The sequence below is a fragment of the Minwuia sp. IMCC3009 genome (assembly GCF_029909415.1).
Lineage (GTDB): Bacteria > Pseudomonadota > Alphaproteobacteria > Minwuiales > Minwuiaceae > Minwuia.
In genome coordinates this window covers 3,056,395-3,078,320 of the sequence record NZ_CP123781.1, presented here as the reverse complement: position 1 = coordinate 3,078,320, position 21,926 = coordinate 3,056,395, and the positions used below count along the sequence as shown (strand labels likewise).

19 protein-coding genes are annotated in these 21,926 nt (G+C 65.5%); 18 read left to right on the top strand and 1 reads right to left on the bottom strand.

Annotated features, from left to right (window positions below; genetic code table 11):
- Positions 1 to 2: 2 nt before the first annotated feature.
- The 10 genes from QGV55_RS14440 (at position 3) to QGV55_RS14395 (ending at position 9,739) form a co-directional block, all read left to right on the top strand.
- Complete coding sequence (locus tag QGV55_RS14440; protein WP_281016081.1) at positions 3 to 587, top strand: DsbE family thiol:disulfide interchange protein; 585 nt, start codon at positions 3 to 5, stop codon at positions 585 to 587.
- Positions 584 to 1,060 carry a cytochrome c-type biogenesis protein gene (locus QGV55_RS14435; RefSeq protein ID WP_281016082.1) on the top strand — a complete coding sequence of 159 codons (477 nt, stop codon included), beginning with the start codon at positions 584 to 586 and terminating at the stop codon, positions 1,058 to 1,060. The genes QGV55_RS14440 and QGV55_RS14435 overlap by 4 nt, the downstream gene beginning before the upstream one ends.
- Positions 1,061 to 1,066: 6 nt before the next feature.
- Positions 1,067 to 2,593 (top strand): c-type cytochrome biogenesis protein CcmI, encoded by a 1,527-nt coding sequence (ccmI, locus tag QGV55_RS14430; protein WP_281016084.1) that lies wholly within the window; start codon positions 1,067 to 1,069, stop codon positions 2,591 to 2,593.
- 313 nt (positions 2,594 to 2,906) lie between these two features.
- Entirely contained in the window at positions 2,907 to 3,527 is a 621-nt protein-coding gene (locus QGV55_RS14425; protein ID WP_281016085.1) for an NUDIX hydrolase, read from the top strand.
- A gap of 105 nt (positions 3,528 to 3,632) precedes the next feature.
- On the top strand, positions 3,633 to 4,181 hold the full coding sequence (gene hslV, locus QGV55_RS14420) for an ATP-dependent protease subunit HslV (protein WP_281016086.1): 549 nt from the start codon (positions 3,633 to 3,635) through the stop codon (positions 4,179 to 4,181).
- Between the two features lie 5 nt (positions 4,182 to 4,186).
- Complete coding sequence (gene hslU, locus QGV55_RS14415) at positions 4,187 to 5,503, top strand: ATP-dependent protease ATPase subunit HslU (protein WP_281016087.1); 1,317 nt, start codon at positions 4,187 to 4,189, stop codon at positions 5,501 to 5,503.
- 87 nt (positions 5,504 to 5,590) lie between these two features.
- Positions 5,591 to 6,916, top strand: coding sequence for a flagellar protein export ATPase FliI (gene fliI, locus QGV55_RS14410; RefSeq protein WP_281016088.1), 1,326 nt, complete (start codon positions 5,591 to 5,593; stop codon positions 6,914 to 6,916).
- On the top strand, positions 6,913 to 7,323 hold the full coding sequence (gene fliJ / locus QGV55_RS14405; RefSeq protein WP_281016089.1) for a flagellar export protein FliJ: 411 nt from the start codon (positions 6,913 to 6,915) through the stop codon (positions 7,321 to 7,323). Before fliI ends, fliJ begins: the two co-directional genes overlap by 4 nt.
- 96 nt (positions 7,324 to 7,419) lie before the next feature.
- Positions 7,420 to 8,040 (top strand): LysE family translocator, encoded by a 621-nt coding sequence (locus QGV55_RS14400; RefSeq protein ID WP_281016090.1) that lies wholly within the window; start codon positions 7,420 to 7,422, stop codon positions 8,038 to 8,040.
- 79 nt (positions 8,041 to 8,119) lie between these two features.
- Complete coding sequence (locus QGV55_RS14395; RefSeq protein WP_281016091.1) at positions 8,120 to 9,739, top strand: carboxyl transferase domain-containing protein; 1,620 nt, start codon at positions 8,120 to 8,122, stop codon at positions 9,737 to 9,739.
- 238 nt (positions 9,740 to 9,977) lie between these two features.
- On the opposite strand, the gene QGV55_RS14390 is transcribed toward QGV55_RS14395, so the two are convergent.
- Positions 9,978 to 11,060 carry a M14 family metallopeptidase gene (locus QGV55_RS14390; RefSeq protein WP_281016092.1) on the bottom strand — a complete coding sequence of 361 codons (1,083 nt, stop codon included), beginning with the start codon at positions 11,058 to 11,060 and terminating at the stop codon, positions 9,978 to 9,980.
- 129 nt (positions 11,061 to 11,189) lie between these two features.
- Between QGV55_RS14390 and proS the strand changes: the two genes are divergently transcribed.
- The 8 genes from proS to frr all read left to right on the top strand — a co-directional run bounded on the left by proS (position 11,190) and on the right by frr (position 21,924).
- Positions 11,190 to 12,542, top strand: coding sequence for a proline--tRNA ligase (gene proS / locus QGV55_RS14385; protein WP_281016093.1), 1,353 nt, complete (start codon positions 11,190 to 11,192; stop codon positions 12,540 to 12,542).
- A 51-nt stretch (positions 12,543 to 12,593) separates the two neighbouring features.
- On the top strand, positions 12,594 to 13,841 hold the full coding sequence (locus tag QGV55_RS14380; protein ID WP_281016094.1) for a lipoprotein-releasing ABC transporter permease subunit: 1,248 nt from the start codon (positions 12,594 to 12,596) through the stop codon (positions 13,839 to 13,841).
- Positions 13,834 to 14,520: an ABC transporter ATP-binding protein gene (locus QGV55_RS14375; RefSeq protein ID WP_281016095.1), complete on the top strand. Its 687-nt coding sequence runs from the start codon at positions 13,834 to 13,836 to the stop codon at positions 14,518 to 14,520. The genes QGV55_RS14380 and QGV55_RS14375 overlap by 8 nt, the downstream gene beginning before the upstream one ends.
- Before the next feature lie 467 nt (positions 14,521 to 14,987).
- On the top strand, positions 14,988 to 18,455 hold the full coding sequence (gene dnaE / locus QGV55_RS14370; protein WP_281016096.1) for a DNA polymerase III subunit alpha: 3,468 nt from the start codon (positions 14,988 to 14,990) through the stop codon (positions 18,453 to 18,455).
- A gap of 223 nt (positions 18,456 to 18,678) precedes the next feature.
- Positions 18,679 to 19,533, top strand: a complete 855-nt coding sequence (gene rpsB / locus QGV55_RS14365; protein WP_281016097.1) for a 30S ribosomal protein S2 — start codon at positions 18,679 to 18,681, stop codon at positions 19,531 to 19,533.
- A 53-nt stretch (positions 19,534 to 19,586) separates the two neighbouring features.
- Positions 19,587 to 20,513 carry a translation elongation factor Ts gene (tsf, locus tag QGV55_RS14360; RefSeq protein ID WP_281016098.1) on the top strand — a complete coding sequence of 309 codons (927 nt, stop codon included), beginning with the start codon at positions 19,587 to 19,589 and terminating at the stop codon, positions 20,511 to 20,513.
- A gap of 80 nt (positions 20,514 to 20,593) precedes the next feature.
- Positions 20,594 to 21,316: a UMP kinase gene (gene pyrH / locus QGV55_RS14355; RefSeq protein WP_348638809.1), complete on the top strand. Its 723-nt coding sequence runs from the start codon at positions 20,594 to 20,596 to the stop codon at positions 21,314 to 21,316.
- A 44-nt stretch (positions 21,317 to 21,360) separates the two neighbouring features.
- On the top strand, positions 21,361 to 21,924 hold the full coding sequence (gene frr, locus QGV55_RS14350) for a ribosome recycling factor (protein WP_281016100.1): 564 nt from the start codon (positions 21,361 to 21,363) through the stop codon (positions 21,922 to 21,924).
- Positions 21,925 to 21,926 lie beyond the last annotated feature (2 nt).

The following is a 21,926-nucleotide window of genomic DNA, read 5'->3' as shown; positions in this document are numbered from 1 at the left end:
ACATGACCGACAGTGCTGAACAGGGTGGCGAGACGCCGTCGCGGCGTCGGACCCGCACCGGGCTGCTGTTTGCCCTGATACCGGTTGCCGCCTTCGTCGTGATCGGTGTGTTCCTCTTCCGCGGCCTGTCGCTGGACCCGTCGGAGATCTATTCGGTCCTGATCGACAAGCCCGCGCCTGCCTTCGATCTGGCGCCGCTGCCGGGCAAGGAACACGGTCTCGCCACCAGCGACCTCACCCAGCCCGTGCAACTGGTGAATGTCTTCGCATCCTGGTGCGTGGCCTGCCGGGTGGAGCATCCGCTGCTGATGGAGCTGAAACGCAACGGAACGGTTCCGATCTATGGTCTGAACTACAAGGACCAGCCGCAGGCGGCGCTGAACTGGCTGCGCAATTTCGGGGACCCCTACGATCGGATCGGCTCTGACCTGAACGGGCGTGTCGGCATTGATTTCGGTGTCTACGGCGTGCCGGAAACCTTCATCGTCAATGGCGAGGGTATCATCGTGCGCAAGATCACCGGGCCGATCACACCGCAGATCCTGCAGAAGGAACTGCTGCCCCTGATCGCGGAGATGCAGAAGTGAGCCGCTCCGCCCTTGCGACACTGATCGGCGCGGCGTTGCTGATCCTGAGTCTGCCCGCCTTCGCCATCTTCACGGAGAAGCCGCTTGCGGACCCGGAGCAGGAGGCGCGGGCACAGCACCTGATGCGGGAATTCCGCTGCCTCGTCTGCCAGAACCAGGCGATTTCCGAGAGCCATGCGGACCTGGCCGGGGACATGCGGGCCATCGTGCGTGAACGCATCGCCGCCGGGGACGATAATGATGCGGTGCGGCAGTACTTCATCGACCGTTACGGCGACTGGGTGCTGCTGGACCCGCCGCTGAACCGCAAGACGATCCTGCTCTGGGCGGGAGGTGGCGTGATCCTGCTGGTCGGGGCCGGGCTGATCTTCATCCGGATGCGGCGTTCGACCCGGTCCGGGGCGCTGGGACAGACGGCGCTTTCCGAGGCCGAGAAGGCCGAACTTGAACGACTGATGCGAGAGCAGGGCTGAGCATAGATGAACCTCTGGATTGCTGTTGGCCTGATCACTTTCGCCGTTTCCGTCTATCTGCTGCGGCCCCTGATACGGGGTGGCAATGCCGGCGTGCGACGCGGTGACTTCGATCTTTCGGTCTATCGCCGGCAGCTGGATGAACTGGCTGCCGATGCGGAACGCGGGGTGATTTCCGGACCCGAGGCGGAGGCCGCGCGGGTCGAGATCCAGCGGCGCATGATCCAGACCGGTCGCGATGCGGAGACTGCGGCGCAGGACGGTGGCAACAGCCGCTTCATTGTCGGCGCGATCGTGGCCATTGCCCTGCCGGCCGCTGCGGCCGCGCTCTACATGGTGCTGGGATCTCCCAACCTGCCCTCCCAGCCGCTTGCCGACCGGGGCGCGATACCGGGCCGGACGCAGGTTGCGCAGGCCGGTGGCGCTGAGGCTGCGGCCAGCCAGGAAGGGCTGGCCTCCATCGAGAAGATGGTGGAAAGCCTGTCCGACAAGCTGGAGAAGGATCCGACCGATTTCGATGGCTGGATGCTGCTGGGCCGTTCCTATGGCGTCATGGAGGCCTATGACAAGGCGGTGGAGGCCTATGCCCGCGCCGCTGCGCTGCCGGAAGGTTTCGGCGATGCCAATGCCCAGATGCAACTGGGGGAGACCATCATCTTTGCCAGCCAGGGCGTGGTGACGGAGCGGGCGCAGGGCGCATTCCGCCGGGCGCTCGAAATCGATCCCGGTCACCCCGGGGCGCAGTTCTATCTGGCGCTGGCCATGGGGCAGGCGGGCAATCTGCGCGGCGCCTACGAGGGCTGGCTGGCGCTGGCTGCCCAAAGCCCTGCCGACGCGCCCTGGATGCCTGCGCTGCGCGCGCGGCTGGAGGAAGTGGCCCGGGATCTGGAGATCAGCCTGCCTGATCCGCTGCCGACCCTGCCTGCGGCACCGGCGGGGGCACCGCCCTCCGCGCCGGTTGCTGCCGCGCCGGGTTCCGCGCCCGCGCCATCTGCTGCAGCACCGTCGACGCCGCCCGCCGCTGGCCCGATCGCGGGCACCCGCGGACCGGATGCCGAGCAGATGCGTGCGGCGGCTGAAATGTCGGCGGATGACCGTCAGGCCATGATTCGCGGCATGGTGCAGCGCCTTGCCGACCGCATGGCCGACAATCCCGATGACGCCGATGGCTGGAACCGACTGGCCCGCGCCTATGGCGTGCTGGGGGATCAGGAAGGCGCGGCGGAAGCCTATGGCAATATCGTTCGGCTGAATCCGAATGACGTGCAGGCACGCCTGTCGCTGGGTGGCGCCTATCTGGCCCAGGTCGGGCCGGGGCCGATGCCTGCCACGGCGATCGAGCAGTTCGAGGCGGTGCTGGCGCTGGATGCCGACAACCCGGATGCACTCTGGTTCCTCGGCCGTGCCGATGCGGAGGCCGGGCGCAATGATGCGGCACGCGAGAAGTGGCAGCGTCTGCTGGGGCAGCTTCAGCCGGGATCGGAGGCGCACGACAATGTCCGCGCCCAGATCCAGCGACTGGACGAAGGCTGACCTGACCCGGGTATCCCGAAAGAAAAAACGGAGGCGTCCCAGGGGGACACCTCCGTCGAGTGTCGGCCGCCGACAGTCGCGGTCGGCCGATGAGGGAATGCTGCGGCGCCAAAATCACGTGGTGACAAGCACCGAACAGGTCTGACGAAGCAATTCACGATCCACACACGTGTGGGTTATTTGCTTTTGTATTTCAACGGCCTCAAACAGGTCGCAGCGTGCCGTTGCCCTGTTTTCGGACAGGGTACCTGTTTCAGAATGATTCAGTTTCCGCGAACTGTCCCGAAATGGGGCGTGCCGGTGAGCGACCATCATGCTTGAAATACCGGGGCGCTTCACCGCAAAGTCGGACGATGCGGAGCAGGAGAAATCTACATTGACCATTCCCAGTCATCTGCCGGGCGCCGATCAGTTCTCGACCCGGGTTCCGGAGGGCGACAACAGAGAACGCATGGTATGCGGCGATTGCGGCTGGGTTCACTATGTGAATCCGAAGATCGTCGTCGGCGCTGTCTGCCGTCTGGATGACCGGATCCTGCTGTGCCGCCGCGCCATCGAGCCGCGTCACGGCTTCTGGACCATCCCCGCCGGCTTCATGGAGGAGCGGGAGAGTTCCGAACAGGGGGCCGCGCGCGAGGCCATGGAGGAGGCCCATGCCGACATACGCATCGGCAACCTGCTGGCGGTCTACAACATCCCGCGGATTTCGCAGGTGCAGCTGATCTACTGCGCGGAGATGAATGCGCCGGAGGTGAAACCGGGACCGGAATCACTGGAGGTTCGCTACTTCGCCTGGGACGAGATCCCGTGGGATGAACTGGCGTTCCCGAGTGTCACCTGGGCACTGCAGCAGTACCGTCAGGTCTGGAACAGTCCGTCCTTTGCCGCCTTCACCAACCCGCCGGGCGAGACGGGCGCAAGCACCCCCGGGTGAGCCGCGGGCAGGCATCGCCGCCTTGAACGGTACGGCAGACAATATACATGGTGGCGGACAGCCCTGACGGCTGTCGCCACATTCTTCCTCAATTCGGGAGCGATCATGGATCAGGAGCAGTCGGCCACCTGGCACGGCACAACCATTCTCTCCGTGCGCAAGGGCGGCAAGGTCGTCATTGCCGGCGACGGGCAGGTCACACTCGGCCAGACCGTCATCAAGGCCAATGCGCGCAAGGTCCGCAGGCTGGGCAAGGGCGACATTGTCGCCGGATTTGCCGGGGCCACCGCCGACGCCTTCACCCTGTTCGAACGGCTGGAGGCGAAGCTGGAACAGCATCCGGGCCAGCTCACCCGTGCCGCCGTGGAACTGGCCAAGGACTGGCGCACGGATCGCTATCTCCGGCGGCTGGAGGCCATGATGGCCGTGGCGGACGCGGAGACTTCGCTGGTCCTGACCGGTACCGGCGATGTGCTGGAGCCGGAGGACGGGCTGATCGGCATCGGCTCCGGCGGCAACTACGCGCTGGCCGCCGCACGGGCGCTGATCGACCGCGACGACATGGACGCGGAGGCGATTGCCCGCCGCGCCATGAAGGTCGCGGCCGACATCTGCGTCTATACCAACGAAAACGTCATCATCGAGAGTGCCTGAACCCCATGAGTGATTTCAGCCCGCGCGAGATCGTCCACGAACTGGACCGCTTCATCATTGGCCAGAACGACGCCAAGCGCGCCGTTGCGGTGGCGCTGCGCAACCGCTGGCGTCGCCAGCAGTTGCCTGACGACCTGCGCGACGAGGTGCTGCCCAAGAACATCCTGATGATCGGCCCGACCGGTGTCGGCAAGACGGAGATCTCGCGGCGGCTGGCCAAGCTGGCCCATGCGCCGTTCCTGAAGGTGGAGGCCACGAAGTTCACCGAAGTCGGCTACGTCGGACGTGACGTGGAGCAGATCGTCCGTGACCTGCTGGAAACCGCCATCACCATGGTCCGCGAACGCAAGCGCAAGGAAGTCCGTGCCCGCGCCGAGCAGGCGGCGGAGGAACGTGTGCTGGACGCGCTGGTCGGCGATGGTGCCAGCCGCGAAACGCGGGAGAAGTTCCGCCAGAAGCTGCGCAACGGCGATCTGGATGACAAGGAGATCGAGCTGCAGCTGCGTGATGCGGGCGGCGGTTTCAGCCTGCCCACCTTCGACATTCCCGGCCAGCCGGGCGCGCAGATGGGCATGATGAATCTCAACGACATCCTCGGCAAGGCCATGGGCGGCGGCAAGGGCAAGCCCCGGCGCATGACCGTCGGCGACAGCCATGAAGTCCTCATCGCCGAGGAATCCGACAAGCTGCTGGATGACGAGGATGTGGTGCAGGACGCGATCCGGCGCGTGGAGGACAATGGCATCGTCTTCCTGGACGAGATCGACAAGATCACCGCGCGCTCCGACCGTCAGGGCGCGGACGTGAGCCGGGAAGGGGTGCAGCGCGACCTGCTGCCGCTGATCGAGGGCACGACCGTGTCCACCAAGCATGGCGCGGTGAAGACCGACCACATCCTTTTCATCGCCTCCGGCGCGTTCCATGTGGCGAAGCCGTCGGACCTGCTGCCTGAACTGCAGGGGCGCCTGCCGATCCGTGTCGAGTTGCTGCCGCTCACCAAGTCCGACTTCAAGCGCATCCTGACGGAGACGGAGGCCAGCCTGATCCGCCAGTACACGGCGCTGATGGGCACGGAAGAGGTGACGCTGACCTTCGGCGATGACGCCATCGACGCGCTGGCCGATCTGGCGGTGAAGGTGAACGAAAGTGTCGAGAACATCGGTGCCCGCCGCCTGCACACGATCCTGGAGAAGGTGCTGGAGGAAATCAGCTTCACGGCCAGCGACAAGGCCGGTGAGACTGTCGTGATCGATGATGCCTACGTGCGGGACCGGATCGGCGATCTCGCCCAGAACGCGGATCTTTCGAAATTCATTCTCTGATTCCGAGGGTACCGTTCACCGGAAATTAAGGCTGTTGCGTCAGCTTGGGTGTCGAGATCGAGCAACGACACATCCGGTGAATTTCCCTTGCGCACACTGCTGACCGAACTCGAACAGATACCCGCGCGGCAGGAATATGGCCGCGTCGCCGCTGTACAGGGCCTGATGGTCGAAGTCGCCGGGATCGCCTGGCGGCTCTCCGTCGGCGGTCGTGTCCTGCTGGAGACCCGTGACGGTCGCCAGGTGGAGGCAGAGATCGTCGGATTCCGCGGCGACCACGCGCTTGCCATGCCCTTCGGCCAACTGGAAGGCGTGGGTGTCGGCTGCAAGGCGGTCGTCGGTGCGGAACAGCCCTGCATCCGTCCCGATGCATCCTGGCTGGGCCGTGTCGTTGACGCCATGGGACGCCCCATCGATGGCGGCCCGCCGCTGGTGCAGGGCCGGCAGAGCTATTATCTGCGCGCCCGCCCGCCTTCGGCCCACCTGCGTGACCGGGTCGGTGCGCCGATGGACCTCGGCATCCGTGCCATGAACACGTTCCTGACCACCTGCCGCGGGCAGCGCATGGGCATCTTCGCCGGGTCCGGTGTGGGCAAGTCCGTCATGCTGTCGATGCTGGCACGCTACACCGAAAGCGATGTGGCCGTGGTCGGTCTGGTGGGGGAAAGGGGCCGCGAGGTGAAGGAATTCATCGAGGACAATCTGGGACCGGAGGGCATGGCGCGGACCGTGGTCGTCGTCTCCACTTCCGACGAACCCGCGCTGATGCGCCGCCAGGCCGCGCATCTGACGCTGACCCTGTCGGAATATTTCCGCGATCAGGGGCAGGAAGTGCTCTGCATGATCGACAGCATCACCCGTTTCGCCATGGCGCAGCGGGAGATCGGACTGTCGGCGGGTGAACCGCCTGCCTCCAAGGGCTACACGCCGTCCGTCTTTGCGGAACTGCCGCAGTTGCTGGAACGGGCCGGTCCCGGCATTGGCGGGGCAGCGATCACGGCGCTGTTCACGGTGCTGGTGGAGGGTGGGGATCATGACGAACCCATCGCCGACGCGGTGCGCGGCATCCTGGACGGCCACATCGTGCTGGAACGCCAGATCGCGGAACGGGGTCGCTATCCGGCCATCAACATCCTGAAATCGATCTCCCGCACCATGCCCGCCTGCCAGACACCGGAGCAGCGCGAAGTGGTGTCGAAGGCCCGTGACCTGCTGGCCGCCTATGAGGAGATGGGCGAGATGATCCGTATCGGTGCCTATCGTCGGGGCTCCGACCCGCGCATCGACCAGGCCATTACCTATAACCCGGCACTCGAAGCCTTCCTGTCGCAACGGCAGGAGGAGCGTGCCGATCTGCATGACGGGTTCGAACAACTCGCCGGACTGCTTGAACAGGGAGGCCTGGCGGCATGAGCACGCTGGACAAGTTGCTGCAGGTATCGAAGCTGGAACTGGATCGCCGCCGTCACGAGATCGGCGAGCTGCACGCCATGCGCGAGGACCTGCAGGAGCGCTGTGACCGCATCGATGCGCGTATCGCTGCGGAGAAGGCGGCGACTGTCAGCGATCCACTGGCCGGAACCACCATCGGGGCCTTCGTCAACGCGGCCCGCCGTCAGCAGGAAACCCTCACCGCCTCCATGCAGGAAGTGGACGCCCAGATCGACGCCCTGCGCGATGTGGTGGCGGAAGCCTTCCGCGAGACCAAGCGCTACGAGAACCTGATCGAGCGCAAGCAGGCCGAACGCCGGCGCGCGGCCGATCGCCGCGAACAGATCCAGATGGACGAGATCGGTCTGCGCCAGATGGCCGGGAACTGAGGATCCGTCGCCTTTCCGGCCGCAGCAACTAGCCTCTTGACGCTCCTGCCCGGGCAGGGATGACTGCCCGCCAGTGATCCCGACGGAGCCGGTCCCATGTCCCTCGACATCTATCTCGCCTATGTTCTCGCCTCTGCCCTGCTGGTCGTGCTGCCGGGACCGACGGTCATGCTGGTGGTGGCCAATGCCCTGTCGCGGGGACGACCGGCGGCGATGAAGTCGGTGATCGGTGTCGGGCTTGGGGATGTGACCGCGATGGTGGTCTCCTTCGCCGGTCTCGGCGCGGTGCTTGCCGCCTCCGCGACCCTGTTCACGGCGCTGAAGTTCGTTGGCGCGGCCTATCTGATCTGGCTTGGTATCGGTCTGCTGCGGGCGAAGGCGGACCCGTCGATCCTGACCGACGTGCAGCCGTCAACCGGCAGGCAACTTGTCCGTCAGGCCTGGATCGTGACGGCGCTGAACCCGAAGGGCATCGTCTTCTTCATTGCCTTCGTGCCGCAGTTCATGGACCCGGCCGCGGCGGCGCTGCCGCAGTTCCTGATCCTGGGCAGCACCTTCCTGGCGCTGGCTGTCATCAATGCCGCCGCCTATGCCTGGATCGCCGGGTCGGTGCGCCGCCACATCACGCAGGTCTCGACCCTGCGCTGGATCAACCGGATCGGCGGTTCGGTAATGATCGGCGCGGGCCTGCTGACGGCGGCCATGCGCCGGGCGTGACCCCGGTGGCGGAACGGATGCTTCAATCCTGCGTCAACAGCCTGTAGCCTGCCCCGACAGCCAATCCGGGGAGGGACTCTTGGCCGTTCTGCAATCTCAGATCTCGACGAACAGTGACAGTTTCAAGGCCAATCGCGCCGACATGCTGGGCATGATCGCGGCGGTGCGCGCACTGGAACAGAAGGTACGCGACACATCGAACGCGAAGGCCGATGTCTTCCGCTCCCGCGGGCAGTTGCCGCCCAGGGCGCGCATCGACCAGTTGCTCGACAAGGGCTCGCCGTTCCTGGAGCTTTCGACGCTTGCCGGGCTCGGCATGCATGACGACGACGGCTCCAAGAGCGTCATGGGCGGCGGTGCCATTGCCGGCATCGGCTATGTGCAGGGCATCCGCTGCATGATCTCGGCCTCCGACAGCGGCATCAAGGGCGGCACCATCGCGCCCATGGGTCTGAAGAAGAACCTGCGAGTGCAGGAGATCTGTCACGAGAACAAGCTGCCCAAGATCAACCTGATCGAATCAGGTGGCGCCAACCTGAAGTACCAGTCCGACATCTTCGTGGAGGGCGGGCGCGGCTTCTACAATCAGGCGCGGATGTCGGCGATGGGCATTCCGCAGATCGCGGTGGTGCATGGCTCCTCCACTGCGGGCGGGGCCTATGTGCCCGGCATGTCCGACTACACGATCATGGTGAAGGGGCGCAGCCGCGTCTTCCTGGCCGGTCCGCCACTGCTCTATGCCGCGACGGGTGAGGTTGCGACGGACGAGGATCTGGGCGGGGCGGAGATGCACAGCCTGGTCTCCGGCGTGTCCGAGTTCATGGCGGAGGATGATGCCGATGGCATCCGCATGGCCCGCGACGTGATGGGCAAGCTGCGCTGGAACGACCGCCTGCCGCCGGAGCCTGCGCGGACCTGGCGCGAGCCGCTGTATGATCCGGACGAGATCTGCGGACTGGTGCCTGCGGACTATCGCCGCCCCTACGACGCGCGGGAACTGATCGCGCGACTGGTGGACGGATCGGACTTCGTGGACTTCAAGAGCAACTATGGCCCTGCCACGGTCTGCGGCTTCGCGGAGGTCATGGGAATGGCCGTCGGCATCGTCGGCAACAATGGTCCCATCGACAATGCCGGGGCCACCAAGGCGGCGCAGTTCATGCAGCTATGCGATCAGGCGGATACGCCGATCGTCTTCCTGCACGACACCACCGGCTTCATCGTCGGCACGGAGTCGGAGCGCGGCGGCATGGTCAAGCATGGCTCCAAGATGATCCAGGCCGTCTCCAACGTGCGGGTACCGAAGATCACGCTGATGGTTGGGGCCAGCTTCGGTGCCGGCAACTACGCCATGTGCGGCCGGGCCTACAGCCCGCGCTTCATCTTCGGCTGGCCCAACTACCGCATGTCGGTGATGGGCGGTGAGCAGGCGGCGACGGTGCTGAAGATCGTGGCCGAACAGGGCGCGAAGCGGAAGGGCGTTGAGCCCGATCACGCCGTGATCCAGAAGATGTATGACGGCATCGTCAGCCAGTTCGACAAGGAAAGCCAGGCGCTCTACAACACCGCGCGGCTGTTCGATGACGGCCTGATCGATCCCCGCGACAGCCGCCGGTTGCTCGGCATGTGCCTCGACATCTGCCGCGAAGGCGACCGTCGCCCGCTGCAGCCGAACAGCTTCGGTGTCGGTCGGATGTAGGTGCCGCTGCGCGCTTTTTCCGACGCTCGCTGAGGTAACCCGAGCGCCAGTCTCCGACGTTTGTGAGGCACTCCCGGGTACCCGGGTCGAGCCCGGGCACGGCGTCATGGGGGTGGCCAGGTACGGTTGTCCTCTCCACCCTCACTCCGACGCTCGCGGAGGTGATCCGCGAGCCCGGTCTCCGAGGCTTGTGCGGCACTCCCGGGTGCCCGGGGTCGCGCCGGCAAGCGCGTTTCGGCTACCCCTGCAGTCCCCGGATGGCGCGGCGCTGGGTGTCCAGGGCACGTTCGAAGACGGCCTGCTTCCAGTCCAGGGCGTCCTGATAGAAGGCTTCGCGCACCCGCGCCTTGATGTCCCGGCCCTTCGGTGACGACACATCGCCGTGGAAGCGCAGCCAGTTGTCGACGCACAGGGCGCTGATGACCTGATTCTCCGGCTGGGTGCCGTACTCCAGCGCGATGGCCGTCACCTCCACCTGGGGCAGGCCGTGTTCGATGGCGTCCAGCATCTGCCCGGTCAGCTTTGCCGAGGCTGAGGTGCCGAGGTGGGGGGAGGCGCAGTCGCTGTCGTACCAGTCGAGGCAGCGCTGATAGCCTGCCGTGTCGGGCAGGTGATCCACGATCCGCTCCCCGAATCCCCGCGGGCCAAGCCCGGTGTGATAGTCGATCACCGCCAGTCGCCTGCGCGTGCTGCAATGGGTGGCGAGCAGACGCGCGACCGTCAGCCGTGACCAGCTCGGGGCCGTGCCGCCGAAGAAGATGCCATCCCGGTGCGTGTGCTGGCCTGATGTTGCCGCCTCCTGGAACGCCCAGAAACCATGCTCCTCGGTATATTTCGCGACGCCTTGCGCGAGCCGGGTCTCCGCCTCGTCATCCCAGACCTTCGGGCAAAGGATGTCGTGGATTGTCTCATAGCCCGCGTTCACCGGTGCGCCCGCCGCGAAATCGACAAAGTTCCGGTTCAGATCAACATTATCTTCCGTGGTGCGGGAGAGGTGGGCGAAGCCGAAGGGGTTGATGCCATGCACATGGATCTGGGCGATGCCATCCGGCACTTCCCGCCAGAGACCGCTTTCCAGCCAGCCGACCTGCACGCCGGAGCCGCAGAATCCTTCCGCACCATGGGTGCCGGAGAAGGTGAGCAGCGCGGCTTCCGCCTGCGGGTCACCCAGGAAGGCGACATCGGTGGCCAGCGGCCCGCCGTTCGGCCCCGGCACCGGGTTCTCGTGGGTCTCGACCCGCGCGCCGACGTCTGCCGCGGCATCCAGGAAGCGCCCGCGTGCCTGCCGATAGTCGGCGGAGAACCATGCATTTTCTGACACGTCGAAGGCTCCATTCCAGATCAGTGGCGCACCATACCAGCGCCCGCGACCCTGCGGAATTGCATCATGTCGCGCCAGACCCTACAAACCTCGTTCCTGTGACCGTTTCCCACCAACGGAGTATGGCCCATGCGGCTTTCCGAATTCTTTCTGCCCGTCCTGCGTGAAACCCCGAACGAGGCGCAGATCGCGTCCCACCGGTTCATGCTGCGCGCCGGCATGATCCGCCAGTCCAGCGCGGGGATCTATTCCTGGCTGCCGCTGGGCTACCGGGTGCTGAAGAAGATCGAGGCCATCGTCCGCGACGAGCAGAACCGTACCGGCGCGCACGAGGTGCTGATGCCGACGATCCAGCCCGCCGAACTGTGGCGCGAGTCCGGTCGCTATGACGATTACGGCAAGGAAATGCTGCGCATCAAGGACCGCCACGGGCGGGAGATGCTCTACGGCCCGACGAACGAGGAGCAGATCACGGAGATCTTCCGCGCCGCCGCCAAGTCCTATCGCGATGTGCCGCAGATGCTCTACCACATCCAGTGGAAGTTCCGCGACGAGGTGCGGCCCCGGTTCGGCATCATGCGCGGGCGCGAGTTCCTGATGAAGGACGGCTATTCCTTCGATCTGGACTTCGAGAGCTCGAAACGTGCCTACAACAGGATGTTCGTATCCTACCTGAAGACCTTCGAGCGGATGGGACTGAAGGCCATTCCGATGGCCGCCGATACCGGCCCCATCGGCGGTGACCTGAGCCACGAGTTCATCATCCTGGCGGACACGGGCGAGTCGGAGGTGTTCTGCCATCGCGACCTGATCCGGATGGCGGTGCCCCAGGACGTGGACTATCGCGCCGACCTGCAGCCGATCGTCGATCAATGGACCTCCGTCTATGCCGCCGCCGACGACATGCACGACCCGGACACCTGCCCGGTGGCGGAGGCTGATCTGGTCAGCCAGCGCGGCATCGAGATCGGCCACATCTTCCACTTCGGCAGCAAGTACTCCAAACCCATGGGGTTGAGCGTGACCGGGCCAGACGGCGTGGACAGGGACGTCATCATGGGCTCCTACGGCATCGGCGTGTCCCGGCTGGTCGGTGGCATCATCGAGGCGAGCCATGATGACGACGGGATCATCTGGCCGGACTCGGTGGCACCGTTCCATGTCGGTATCGTCAACCTGAAAGCGGGCGACGCCGATTGCGATGCCATGTGCGCGGACCTGGAACGGAAGTTCCAGAGCGCCGGTCTGGACGTTCTGGTGGACGACACGGGGGAGCGTGCCGGGGCCAAGTTCGCGACCATGGATCTGATCGGCCTGCCCTGGCAGGTGGTGGTCGGTCCCCGTGGCCTGAAGGACGGTCAGGTCGAGGTGAAGCGGCGTTCGGAGGGCGAGCGGCAGGCCCTGGCACCCGACGCGGCGCTGGAACACATCGTTGCGGGCACCATGCTGGACCCGGCGACGACAGGCCTCTTTCCGGGCTGACCGACCGGCTCCGTTCAGGCTGACCCGCAGACGCAGACAGGAAACCGGACCATGTTCAACGCCTTCGAATGGATGATCGCCGTACGGTATCTGCGGGCGCGACGGGCGGAGGGGTTCATCTCCGTCATTGCCTGGTTCTCGCTGGTGGGCATCGCGCTCGGTGTGGCGACCCTGATCATCGTCATGGCGGTGATGAACGGTTTCCGCACCGAACTGGTGGACCGCATCCTGGGGCTGAACGGCCATATCTCGGTCCTGACCTACGAGGAGCCGATCACGGACTTCGAGGTGATGTCGGCCCGCATCGGTGAACTGCCGGGCGTGGTCCAGGCCGCGCCCTATGTCGAGGGGCAGGTCATGATCACCGCCCGGAACGAGGCGCGGGGCGCGCTGGTGCGGGGACTGTCGGTCGCGGATCTGGAGGTGCACAAGGCGCTCTCCACCAACCTGCGCGCCGGGTCCGCCGCTGCGCTGGCCGAACCGGCGACCATCATGATCGGTACCCGGATGGCGGAGCGCTTCGGCCTGAGTGTCGGCGACAAGGTCACTCTGATCTCGCCCAAGGGCACGACGACGGTGATGGGGTTCGTGCCGCGCCTCGCCACCTACCAGGTCGTCGCGCTGTTCGAAGTCGGCATGTACGAATATGACTCCAGCTACATCTTCATGGGCCTGCCGCAGGCGCAGCGCTATTTCCGCACCGGCGATGGCGTGACGGGCATCGAGGTGGTGCTGGACAGCGCCGATGACGCGGCGGCGCGGGCCGGGGACATCTACGGCATGTTCGCGGGCCAGGGAATCCGCGTGGTGGACTGGCAGCGGGCCAACGCGTCCTTCGTTGCCGCCCTGCAGGTGGAGCGGAACGTGATGTTCCTGATCCTGACCCTGATCATCCTGGTGGCCGCCTTCAACATCATCTCCAGCATGATCATGCTGGTGAAGGACAAGGGGCGTGACATCGCAATCCTGCGCACCATGGGCGCGGCGCGGGGGTCGGTGATGCGCGTGTTCCTGATCGCCGGGGCCAGCATCGGGGTCGTCGGCACGCTGGCCGGTTTCGCGCTGGGCGTGGTCTTCTGCCTCAACATCGACGCCATACGGGTGTTCCTGGAAAGCCTGACCGGCACCGTGCTCTGGTCGCCGGAGATCCGCTGGCTGTCGCAGATCCCGGCGCGGATGGAGACGGGAGAGGTGGTCGGCGTGCTGCTGATGGCACTCGGCCTGTCCTTCGTCGCCACCATCTATCCGGCCTGGCGGGCGGCCCGCCTCGATCCGGTAGAGGCGCTGCGCTATGAGTGAGATCGCGCTCAGGCTGGATGGCGTCGGGCGTACCTTCCGTCAGGGGGAACGCGAACTGCGCGTGCTCGACGGGGCCTCGCTGGATGTGCGGCCCGGTGAGATCGTGGCGCTGGTCGGCCCTTCGGGTGCGGGCAAGTCGACCCTGCTGCAGATCGCCGGACTGCTGGAGCGTCCCGATCAGGGCGACGTGCTGATCGCCGGTCAGAGCAGCGCCCGCATGTCGGAGGCGGAGCGGACCGTGACCCGGCGCAGCTCACTCGGCTTCGTCTACCAGTATCACCACCTGCTGCCGGAATTCTCGGCGGTGGAGAACATCATGCTGGCACAGATGATTGCCGGAAAGTCGAAGCCGGTGGCGCGCCAGCGCGCGGCGGAACTGCTGGAGACGCTGGGCATTGCGGAGCGCGCCAGCCATCGTCCGGCACGGCTCTCGGGCGGCGAGCAGCAGCGCGTTGCCATCGCCCGCGCCGTGGCCAACCTGCCCCGCGTGCTGCTGGCGGACGAGCCCACCGGCAACCTGGACCCGAAAACGGCGGACCGGGTGTTCGCGCATCTGATCGAGATCGCCCGGGAGTCGCGCATCGGCGTGCTGCTGGCGACCCACAATCTGGCTCTCGCGGCCAGCATGGACCGGGCCGTGACCCTGGCGGAGGGACGGATCACGGAGGCGGCGCTGTAGTCCATCGGCTGTCTGTTCCATCCCTCTCCCTCTCCGGCCACCCACGGGATCATCCTGAATGGGTGGCCGGGAGGGGGAGAGGGACGGAACAGGCCACACAATCCACATGTTCTCATTTTGTTTGAGAACACATGTTGACTCAAAGAGAACATTGATGGAACATCACCTCCGGCAACGAGATGCAGGAGGTGATGATGGATTGGGTCAAGGACGCGTTTGGACTGGCAACGCTTGTGGGTCTCTGGGGTGCTTTCGCGGCCTGGGGGGAGATCATCAGCACGGTCGTCGGCGGCTGACGGCCGGTCAATCCGTCAACAGTTTTTTCCACAGGAAATTCGGCCTCCCCGGCGGGTGAACCGCGACAGTGGGGCATCAAGCAACGATGATTGGTCCCTGATGCGGGATTCGCTCCGGGCACCGATTCCGGTGTCCGGCCGGTCCCGCGACTTGTCGCTGGGGACCGGACCATGGGTCATGCCGATTTCGTACATCTGAGGCTGCACAGTGCCTACTCCCTGTCCGAGGGGGCGATCCGGTCAAAGGATCTGGCGGTGAAGGCCGCGAAGTTCGGCATGCCCGCTGTCGCGGTGACGGACACCAACAATCTCTTCGGTGCCATGGAATACGGTCCCGCACTGGCGGAGGCGGGGGTGCAGCCGATCATCGGCTGCCAGCTTGCCGTCGCCTTCGGCATGGAGCAGCGACAGGGTTCCGCCCTGCCGCGCCCGCGCCTGGGTTCCGTCGTCCTGCTGGTGCAGGACGCGACCGGCTACGGCAACCTCATGAAGCTGGTTTCCTCCGCCTTCCTCGATACCGATCCCGGTTTCGACACCCATCTGGCGGAGGGGAAGTTCGCGGAGCTGACCGACGGGCTGATCCTGCTGACCGGCGGCGCCTCGGGACCGCTGGGGCGCTTGCTGGCGGACGGGGAGGAGGCAGCGGCGCGGACCTGGCTGCGGCAGATCGCCGGACTGTTTCCGGGCCGCGCCTATGTCGAGCTGCAGCGTCATGGCCTGGCGGCGGAGGATCAGGTCGAGCAGGTGATGATCGACATGGCGATGGCGGAGGATGTGCCGCTGGTCGCGACCAACGACTGCTTCTTCCTCGAACGGGGCATGTATGACGCCCATGACGCCCTGATCTGTGTGGCGGAGGGCGCCTATGTCAGCCAGACGGAACGCCGCCGCCTGACGCCGGAGCATCGGTTCAAGAGTGCCGACGAGATGAAGGCGCTGTTCGCCGATGTGCCGGAGGCGATCAGCAACACGCTGGTGATCGCCCGCCGTTGCGGTTTCATGGCCCCCCGGCGCGACCCGATCCTGCCCCGTTTCCCCACGACGGAGGGGCGCAGCGAGGCGGATGAACTGCGTGCCATGGCCTATGCGGGACTGGATGCGCGCCTCGCCGCCATGGCGGAGAAGGGGATCGTGGTCGAGGAGAAGGTCTACCGGGAACGGCTGGACCTGGAACTCGGCATCATCATCGACATGGATTTCCCCGGCTACTTCCTGATCGTCGCCGACTTCATCCAGTGGACCAAGGGCCAGGGCATTCCGGTGGGGCCGGGGCGCGGTTCCGGTGCCGGGTCGCTGGTGGCCTATGTCCTGACCATTACCGACCTCGATCCCCTGCGCTACGGGCTGCTGTTCGAGCGGTTCCTGAACCCCGAACGCGTGTCCATGCCCGACTTCGACATCGACTTCTGCCAGGACCGGCGGGACGCGGTCATCCGCTACGTGCAGGACAAGTATGGCCATGACCAGGTGGCGCAGATCATCACCTTCGGAAAGCTGCAGGCCCGTGCGGTGCTGCGCGATGTCGGGCGGGTGCTGCAGATGCCCTATGGCCAGGTGGACCGGATTTCCAAGATGGTGCCGAACAATCCGGCCAATCCGGTCACCCTGAAGGAGGCACTGGAGCAGGAACCGGCGCTGAAGGCCGAGTACAGGGACGATGACGCCGTCCGTCATCTGATCGATCAGGCCCTGCAGCTCGAGGGCCTCTATCGCCATGCCTCCACCCATGCGGCGGGTGTGGTGATCGGCGACCGGCGGCTGGACGAGCTGGTGCCGCTCTACCGCGATCCGAAGTCCGACATGCCGGTCACCCAGTTCTCCATGAAGTATGTGGAATCGGCGGGGCTGGTGAAGTTCGACTTCCTGGGCCTGAAGACGCTGACCGTGCTGGACCGCGCCATCGGTCATGTCCGCGATGGCGGGCTGGACATGACTGTCGCAGACATACCGGAGGGTGACGAGGCCACCTTCGCCATGCTGGGGCGGGGCGAGACGGTGGGCGTGTTCCAGTTGGAAAGTTCTGGCATGCGCGACGTGCTGCGCCAGATGAAGCCTGACAAGTTCGAGGACATCATCGCCATCGTTGCCCTCTACCGTCCCGGCCCGATGGACAATATCCCGAAGTACATCGCCACCAAGCACGGGCGGGAGGAACCGGACTACCCGCATCCGATGCTGGAGGCCATCCTGGCCGAGACCTATGGCATTCCCGTCTACCAGGAACAGGTCATGCAGATCGCCCAGGTCATGTCGGGCTACAGCCTGGGCGAGGCTGATCTGCTGCGACGGGCCATGGGCAAGAAGATCAAGGCGGAAATGGACCAGCAGCGGGCCCGTTTCATCGAGGGCGCGCAGCGCAACAACGTCACCGACCGCATCGCCAATTATGTCTTCGAACTGATCGAGAAGTTCGCGGGCTACGGCTTCAACAAGTCCCACGCGGCGGCCTATGCGCTGGTGGCCTGGCAGACCGCCTGGCTGAAGGCCAACCATCCGGCGGCCTTCATGGCTGCGTCGATGACCCTCGACATGGGCAATACGGACAAGCTGGATGTCTTCCGCCAGGAACTGAAGCGGCTGAAGATTCCCATGCTGGCGCCGGACGTGAATGCCTCCGGCGTCGTCTTCGGGGTGGAGCGCGACGCCGACGGGCAGGAACAGGGTATCCGCTATGCCCTGGCCGCAATCAAGAACGTCGGCCGCGACGCCATGGCTGCGATTGTTCACGCGAGGGACGAGGGCGGGCCGTTCAGGGACCTGTTCGATTTCATCACCCGCGTCGAGACCTCCGCCCTGAACAAGCGCCAGCTGGAGAACCTGGCCCGTGCCGGTGCCTTCGACAGTCTGAACGCCAACCGCCGCCAGGTGATCAAGTCACTGGACGTGCTGCTGGGCTATGCGTCGCGGCAGGCGGCGGACAGGGCCAGCGGCCAGATGGGACTGTTCGGCGGCGGTCCCGATGCCGGTTCCGCGGGCGACCGTCCGCCCCTGCCTGACTCCCCGCAGTTCGATGACCTGGAACGCCTGGCCGAGGAGCGGGGGGCCATTGGCTTCTACCTGTCCGGTCACCCCCTCGACGACTATCAGCAGCGCTTGCGGCAGAAGGGGGTCCGGGCGCTGGATCGTCTGCCGGATGCCTTTGCCGAGGGCATGACCTCACTGATGCTGGCGGGCAGCATCTCCGCGCTGCAGGTCCGGCGCTCCGCAAAGGGCCGGGCATTCGCCTTCATCGGCCTGTCCGACCCGTCCGGGGAATGTGAGATCCTGTGCTTCGGCGATGTGCTGAACGAATATCGCGAGAAGCTGCAGGTCGGCTGGAACGGTGTCTTCCGGGTCGAGATCAGGCGCGACCGGGAGGAACCGACCCTGACCCTGCTTGGCGCGGAGGACATCGATGCCTTCGTCGCCGACGCCGCGGCGGGTGCGCGGATCACGCTGGCGCGGCCGGATGCCCTGCCCACCATCCGATCCATCCTGCAGCGCGCCGAGGGTGGACGTGGTCTTGTCCAGCTTACCCTGCGTGACACCGGGGCGATGAGCGAGGTGGCGATGGAACTGCCGGCCGCGTTCCGCATCGACCGTTCGGTGCGGCAATCGCTGAAGTCGATTGGCGGCGTCATCGATGTGGCGGAGATCTGAGGCGCGCATTCCGGCCACCGCTGCTGATTTCGTGCGCAAGCCCCGGATATCCGCCCGTTGCGGGGTTGCAAGTGGGGCCAAGGGGCTGTATGACCCGCCCCATCACGCACGCAGGATTTGGGACAGCGGAGAGAAAGCCCCGTCTGCCCTTCCGGTGTTCGGCCCCTGACGGGTCGGATCACAGTCCTGCGGAGGCACAACCGGAAACAAAGGAAATCGGTTCATGGCTCTGCCAGACGTTTCGATGCGCCATCTGCTGGAAGCAGGCGCCCACTTCGGTCATCAGACCCACCGCTGGAACCCCCGCATGGAGCCGTATATCTTCGGCGCCCGCAACGGTATCCACATTGTCGATCTTTCCCAGACCGCCCCGCTGCTGCACCAGGCCCTGAAGGTCGTGCGCGACGCGGTTGCGTCCGGTGGCCGTGTGCTGTTCGTCGGCACCAAGCGCCAGGCATCCGGCCCGGTGGCCGAAGCCGCGAAGCGCTGCGCCCAGTTCTACATGAACCATCGCTGGCTCGGCGGCACACTGACCAACTGGAAGACCGTTTCCAACTCCATCCGCCGCCTGCGGGAGCTGGAGGAACTGCTGGTTCAGGAACAGACGGGCCTGACCAAGAAGGAAACCCTGCAGCTGACGCGGGAGCGTGACAAGCTGGACATGGCCCTGGGCGGCATCAAGGAAATGGGCGGCCTGCCGGACGTCATGATCGTCATCGACACCGGCAAGGAGAAGATCGCCGTGGCCGAGGCCCGCAAGCTGGGCATTCCGGTCATTGGCATCTGCGACACCAACGCCGATCCGACCGTCATCGACCACCCGATCCCGGCCAACGACGATGCGCTGCGCGCCATCAACCTCTACTGCGACCTGTTCAGCCAGGCGGTGCTTGATGGCATCCAGGCGGAAATGGGTGCGGCGGATGAGGACATCGGTGCCCTGGAGCAGCCGATCGAGGAGCCGGTGATTGCCGCCGAGGAAGCGGAAGCCGCTGCCGAAGCTGCACCTGCGGCTGCCGAGGAGGCCCCGGCCGCCGAAGCTGGTGCCGAAGAGGCTGGCGAGGCTCCGAAGGCCTGAGCCTTTCCGGGTTCGGGATTGATGCGAAATATCTGACGAGAAGAGGGCGAGTAATGGCTCAGATCACGGCAGCGCTGGTCAAGGAACTGCGCGAGAAGACCGGCGGCGGCATGATGGACTGCAAGAAGGCGCTGGCGGAAAACGATGGCGACATCGAGGCGGCAGTGGACTGGCTGCGCAAGAAGGGCCTTGCCGCGGCGGCCAAGAAGGCAGGCCGTACTGCGGCCGAAGGTCTGGTTGGCGTTGTTACCGACGGCAAGCAGGGCGCGATGATCGAACTCAATTCCGAGACCGATTTCGTGGCCCGCAACGACAGGTTCCAGAATCTGGTGAGCACGATTGCCGGTATCGCGCTGGCGAACAATGGTGATCTGGATGCGGTCAATGCAGCGGACTTTCCCGGTTCGGGGCGGACCGTTGCGGAGGAACTGACCAACGCCATCGCCACCATCGGTGAGAACATGTCGCTGCGCCGGGCCGATTGCATCTCGGTCAGCGAAGGTGTGGTCTGCAGCTATGTGCACAACGCCACCGCGCCGGGTCTGGGCAAGATCGGTATCCTGGTCGGCCTGGAAGGCTCCGGTGATGCAGGGAAGCTGGAGGCCTTCGGTCGCCAGGTTGCGATGCATGTCGCCGCCGCCAACCCGCAGTCCATCGACGTTGCCGATCTGGACCAGAGCCTGGTCGAGCGCGAGCGCTCGGTCCTGCGGGAGCAGGCACTGGCCTCCGGCAAGCCCGCCGAGATCGTCGACAAGATGATCGAGGGCCGTCTGCGCAAGTACTATCAGGAAGTGGTGCTGCTGGAGCAGGCCTTCGTGATCGACCCGGACCAGACCGTGAAGAAGGCCCTGGCCGACGCGGCGAAGGATGCGGGCGGCACGATCACGATCACCGCGATCCGGCGCTTTGCGCTGGGCGAGGGCATCGAGAAGGCCGAATCGGACTTCGCTGCCGAGGTCGCTGCCGCAACCGGCAACTGATCGACGGCAGGATATCAGGTTGGATGAGGGGGCGGGTCATGCCGCCCCCGATCCCGCCGGAAAACAGGGAGCCTTGAACCATGCCGGATACATCTGGTCACCGCAGGGTGATGCTCAAATGTTCTGGCGAGGCCCTGATGGGCGATACCGCATTCGGTATCGACTTTCCTACTCTCAACCGCATTGCCGGTGATATTGCCGACACGGTCCGCGCCGGCACCGGAATGGCCATCGTTGTCGGTGGGGGCAACCTGTTCCGTGGCGTGAAGACCGCTGCGGCGGGCATGGACCGGGCCAGCGCCGATCACATGGGCATGCTGGCAACGGTGATGAACGGACTGGCACTGGCGGATGCGTTGCGCGCGGCAGGGCTGGTCGCACATGCCTGGTCGGCCATTCCGATGCCGACGGTCTGCCGCCCCTATGTGCGCGATGACGCGCTTGCCGCCCTTGACCGCGGGGAAGTGGTGATCTGCGTCGGTGGCACCGGCAACCCCTTCTTCACGACGGATACGGCAGCGGCGCTGCGGGCGGCGGAGCTGAAATGCGATCTGATCGCCAAGGCGACCCAGGTGGATGGCGTCTACAGCGCCGACCCGAAGAAGGACCCGTCCGCGACACGCTACGACCGGCTGACCTTCGACGAGGCACTGGCGAAGGATCTCCAGGTCATGGACACTGCAGCCTTTGCACTTGCGCGGGAGAACCATATTCCAGTCATGGTTTTCGCGCTTGATGGCGAAGGCGGTATCGCGGAGGCTCTGACCGGGAGTGGCCGTTCCACGATAGTCGATAACGGATAGAGGCCGCACGACAGGCCGGACGAAAGCAGGGCAGGTACAGGGCAATGGCAGATTCGGAAATTGATCTCGACGACCTCACGCGGCGCATGAATGGCGCGGTGGAGGCCCTGAAGAAGGACTTCACCGGTCTCCGCACCGGGCGCGCATCGGCTTCACTGCTGGATGGCGTGGTCGTCAATGTCTATGGCAGCGACATGCCCCTGAACCAGATCGGCACCGTCAACGTGCCGGAATCGCGGCTGATCTCGGTCCAGATCTGGGACCGCAACAATGTCGGTGCGGCGGAGAAGGCGATTCGCAACTCCGGCCTGGGACTGAACCCGGCCACCGAAGGCAGCACGATCCGCGTGCCCATTCCGGAACTGACCGAAGAACGTCGCCGGGACCTGACCAAGGTCGCCGGGCAGTACGCGGAGCAGGGCCGTATTGCGGTGCGCAATATCCGTCGTCACGCGATGGACGAACTGAAGCGGCTGGAGAAGGCCGGCGAGATGAGCCAGGACGACCAGCGGCTCTACTCCGAGGAGGTACAGTCGGAAACCGACCGGACGATCAAGGAGATCGACGAGGTGCTGGAGGTCAAGCAGCAGGAAATCATGCAGGTCTGATC

Excerpts from the sequence above, each read along its gene's own strand:
- QGV55_RS14440 (WP_281016081.1), top strand. The coding sequence starts at position 3 with ATGACCGACAGTGCTGAACAGGGTGGCGAGACGCCGTCGCGGCGTCGG.
- ccmI (WP_281016084.1), top strand. The coding sequence starts at position 1,067 with ATGAACCTCTGGATTGCTGTTGGCCTGATCACTTTCGCCGTTTCCGTC.
- QGV55_RS14425 (WP_281016085.1), top strand. The coding sequence starts at position 2,907 with ATGCTTGAAATACCGGGGCGCTTCACCGCAAAGTCGGACGATGCGGAG.
- hslV (WP_281016086.1), top strand. The coding sequence starts at position 3,633 with ATGGATCAGGAGCAGTCGGCCACCTGGCACGGCACAACCATTCTCTCC.
- hslU (WP_281016087.1), top strand. The coding sequence starts at position 4,187 with ATGAGTGATTTCAGCCCGCGCGAGATCGTCCACGAACTGGACCGCTTC.
- fliJ (WP_281016089.1), top strand. The coding sequence starts at position 6,913 with ATGAGCACGCTGGACAAGTTGCTGCAGGTATCGAAGCTGGAACTGGAT.
- QGV55_RS14400 (WP_281016090.1), top strand. The coding sequence starts at position 7,420 with ATGTCCCTCGACATCTATCTCGCCTATGTTCTCGCCTCTGCCCTGCTG.
- proS (WP_281016093.1), top strand. The coding sequence starts at position 11,190 with ATGCGGCTTTCCGAATTCTTTCTGCCCGTCCTGCGTGAAACCCCGAAC.
- QGV55_RS14380 (WP_281016094.1), top strand. The coding sequence starts at position 12,594 with ATGTTCAACGCCTTCGAATGGATGATCGCCGTACGGTATCTGCGGGCG.
- QGV55_RS14375 (WP_281016095.1), top strand. The coding sequence starts at position 13,834 with ATGAGTGAGATCGCGCTCAGGCTGGATGGCGTCGGGCGTACCTTCCGT.
- dnaE (WP_281016096.1), top strand. The coding sequence starts at position 14,988 with ATGGGTCATGCCGATTTCGTACATCTGAGGCTGCACAGTGCCTACTCC.
- rpsB (WP_281016097.1), top strand. The coding sequence starts at position 18,679 with ATGGCTCTGCCAGACGTTTCGATGCGCCATCTGCTGGAAGCAGGCGCC.
- tsf (WP_281016098.1), top strand. The coding sequence starts at position 19,587 with ATGGCTCAGATCACGGCAGCGCTGGTCAAGGAACTGCGCGAGAAGACC.
- pyrH (WP_348638809.1), top strand. The coding sequence starts at position 20,594 with ATGCCGGATACATCTGGTCACCGCAGGGTGATGCTCAAATGTTCTGGC.
- frr (WP_281016100.1), top strand. The coding sequence starts at position 21,361 with ATGGCAGATTCGGAAATTGATCTCGACGACCTCACGCGGCGCATGAAT.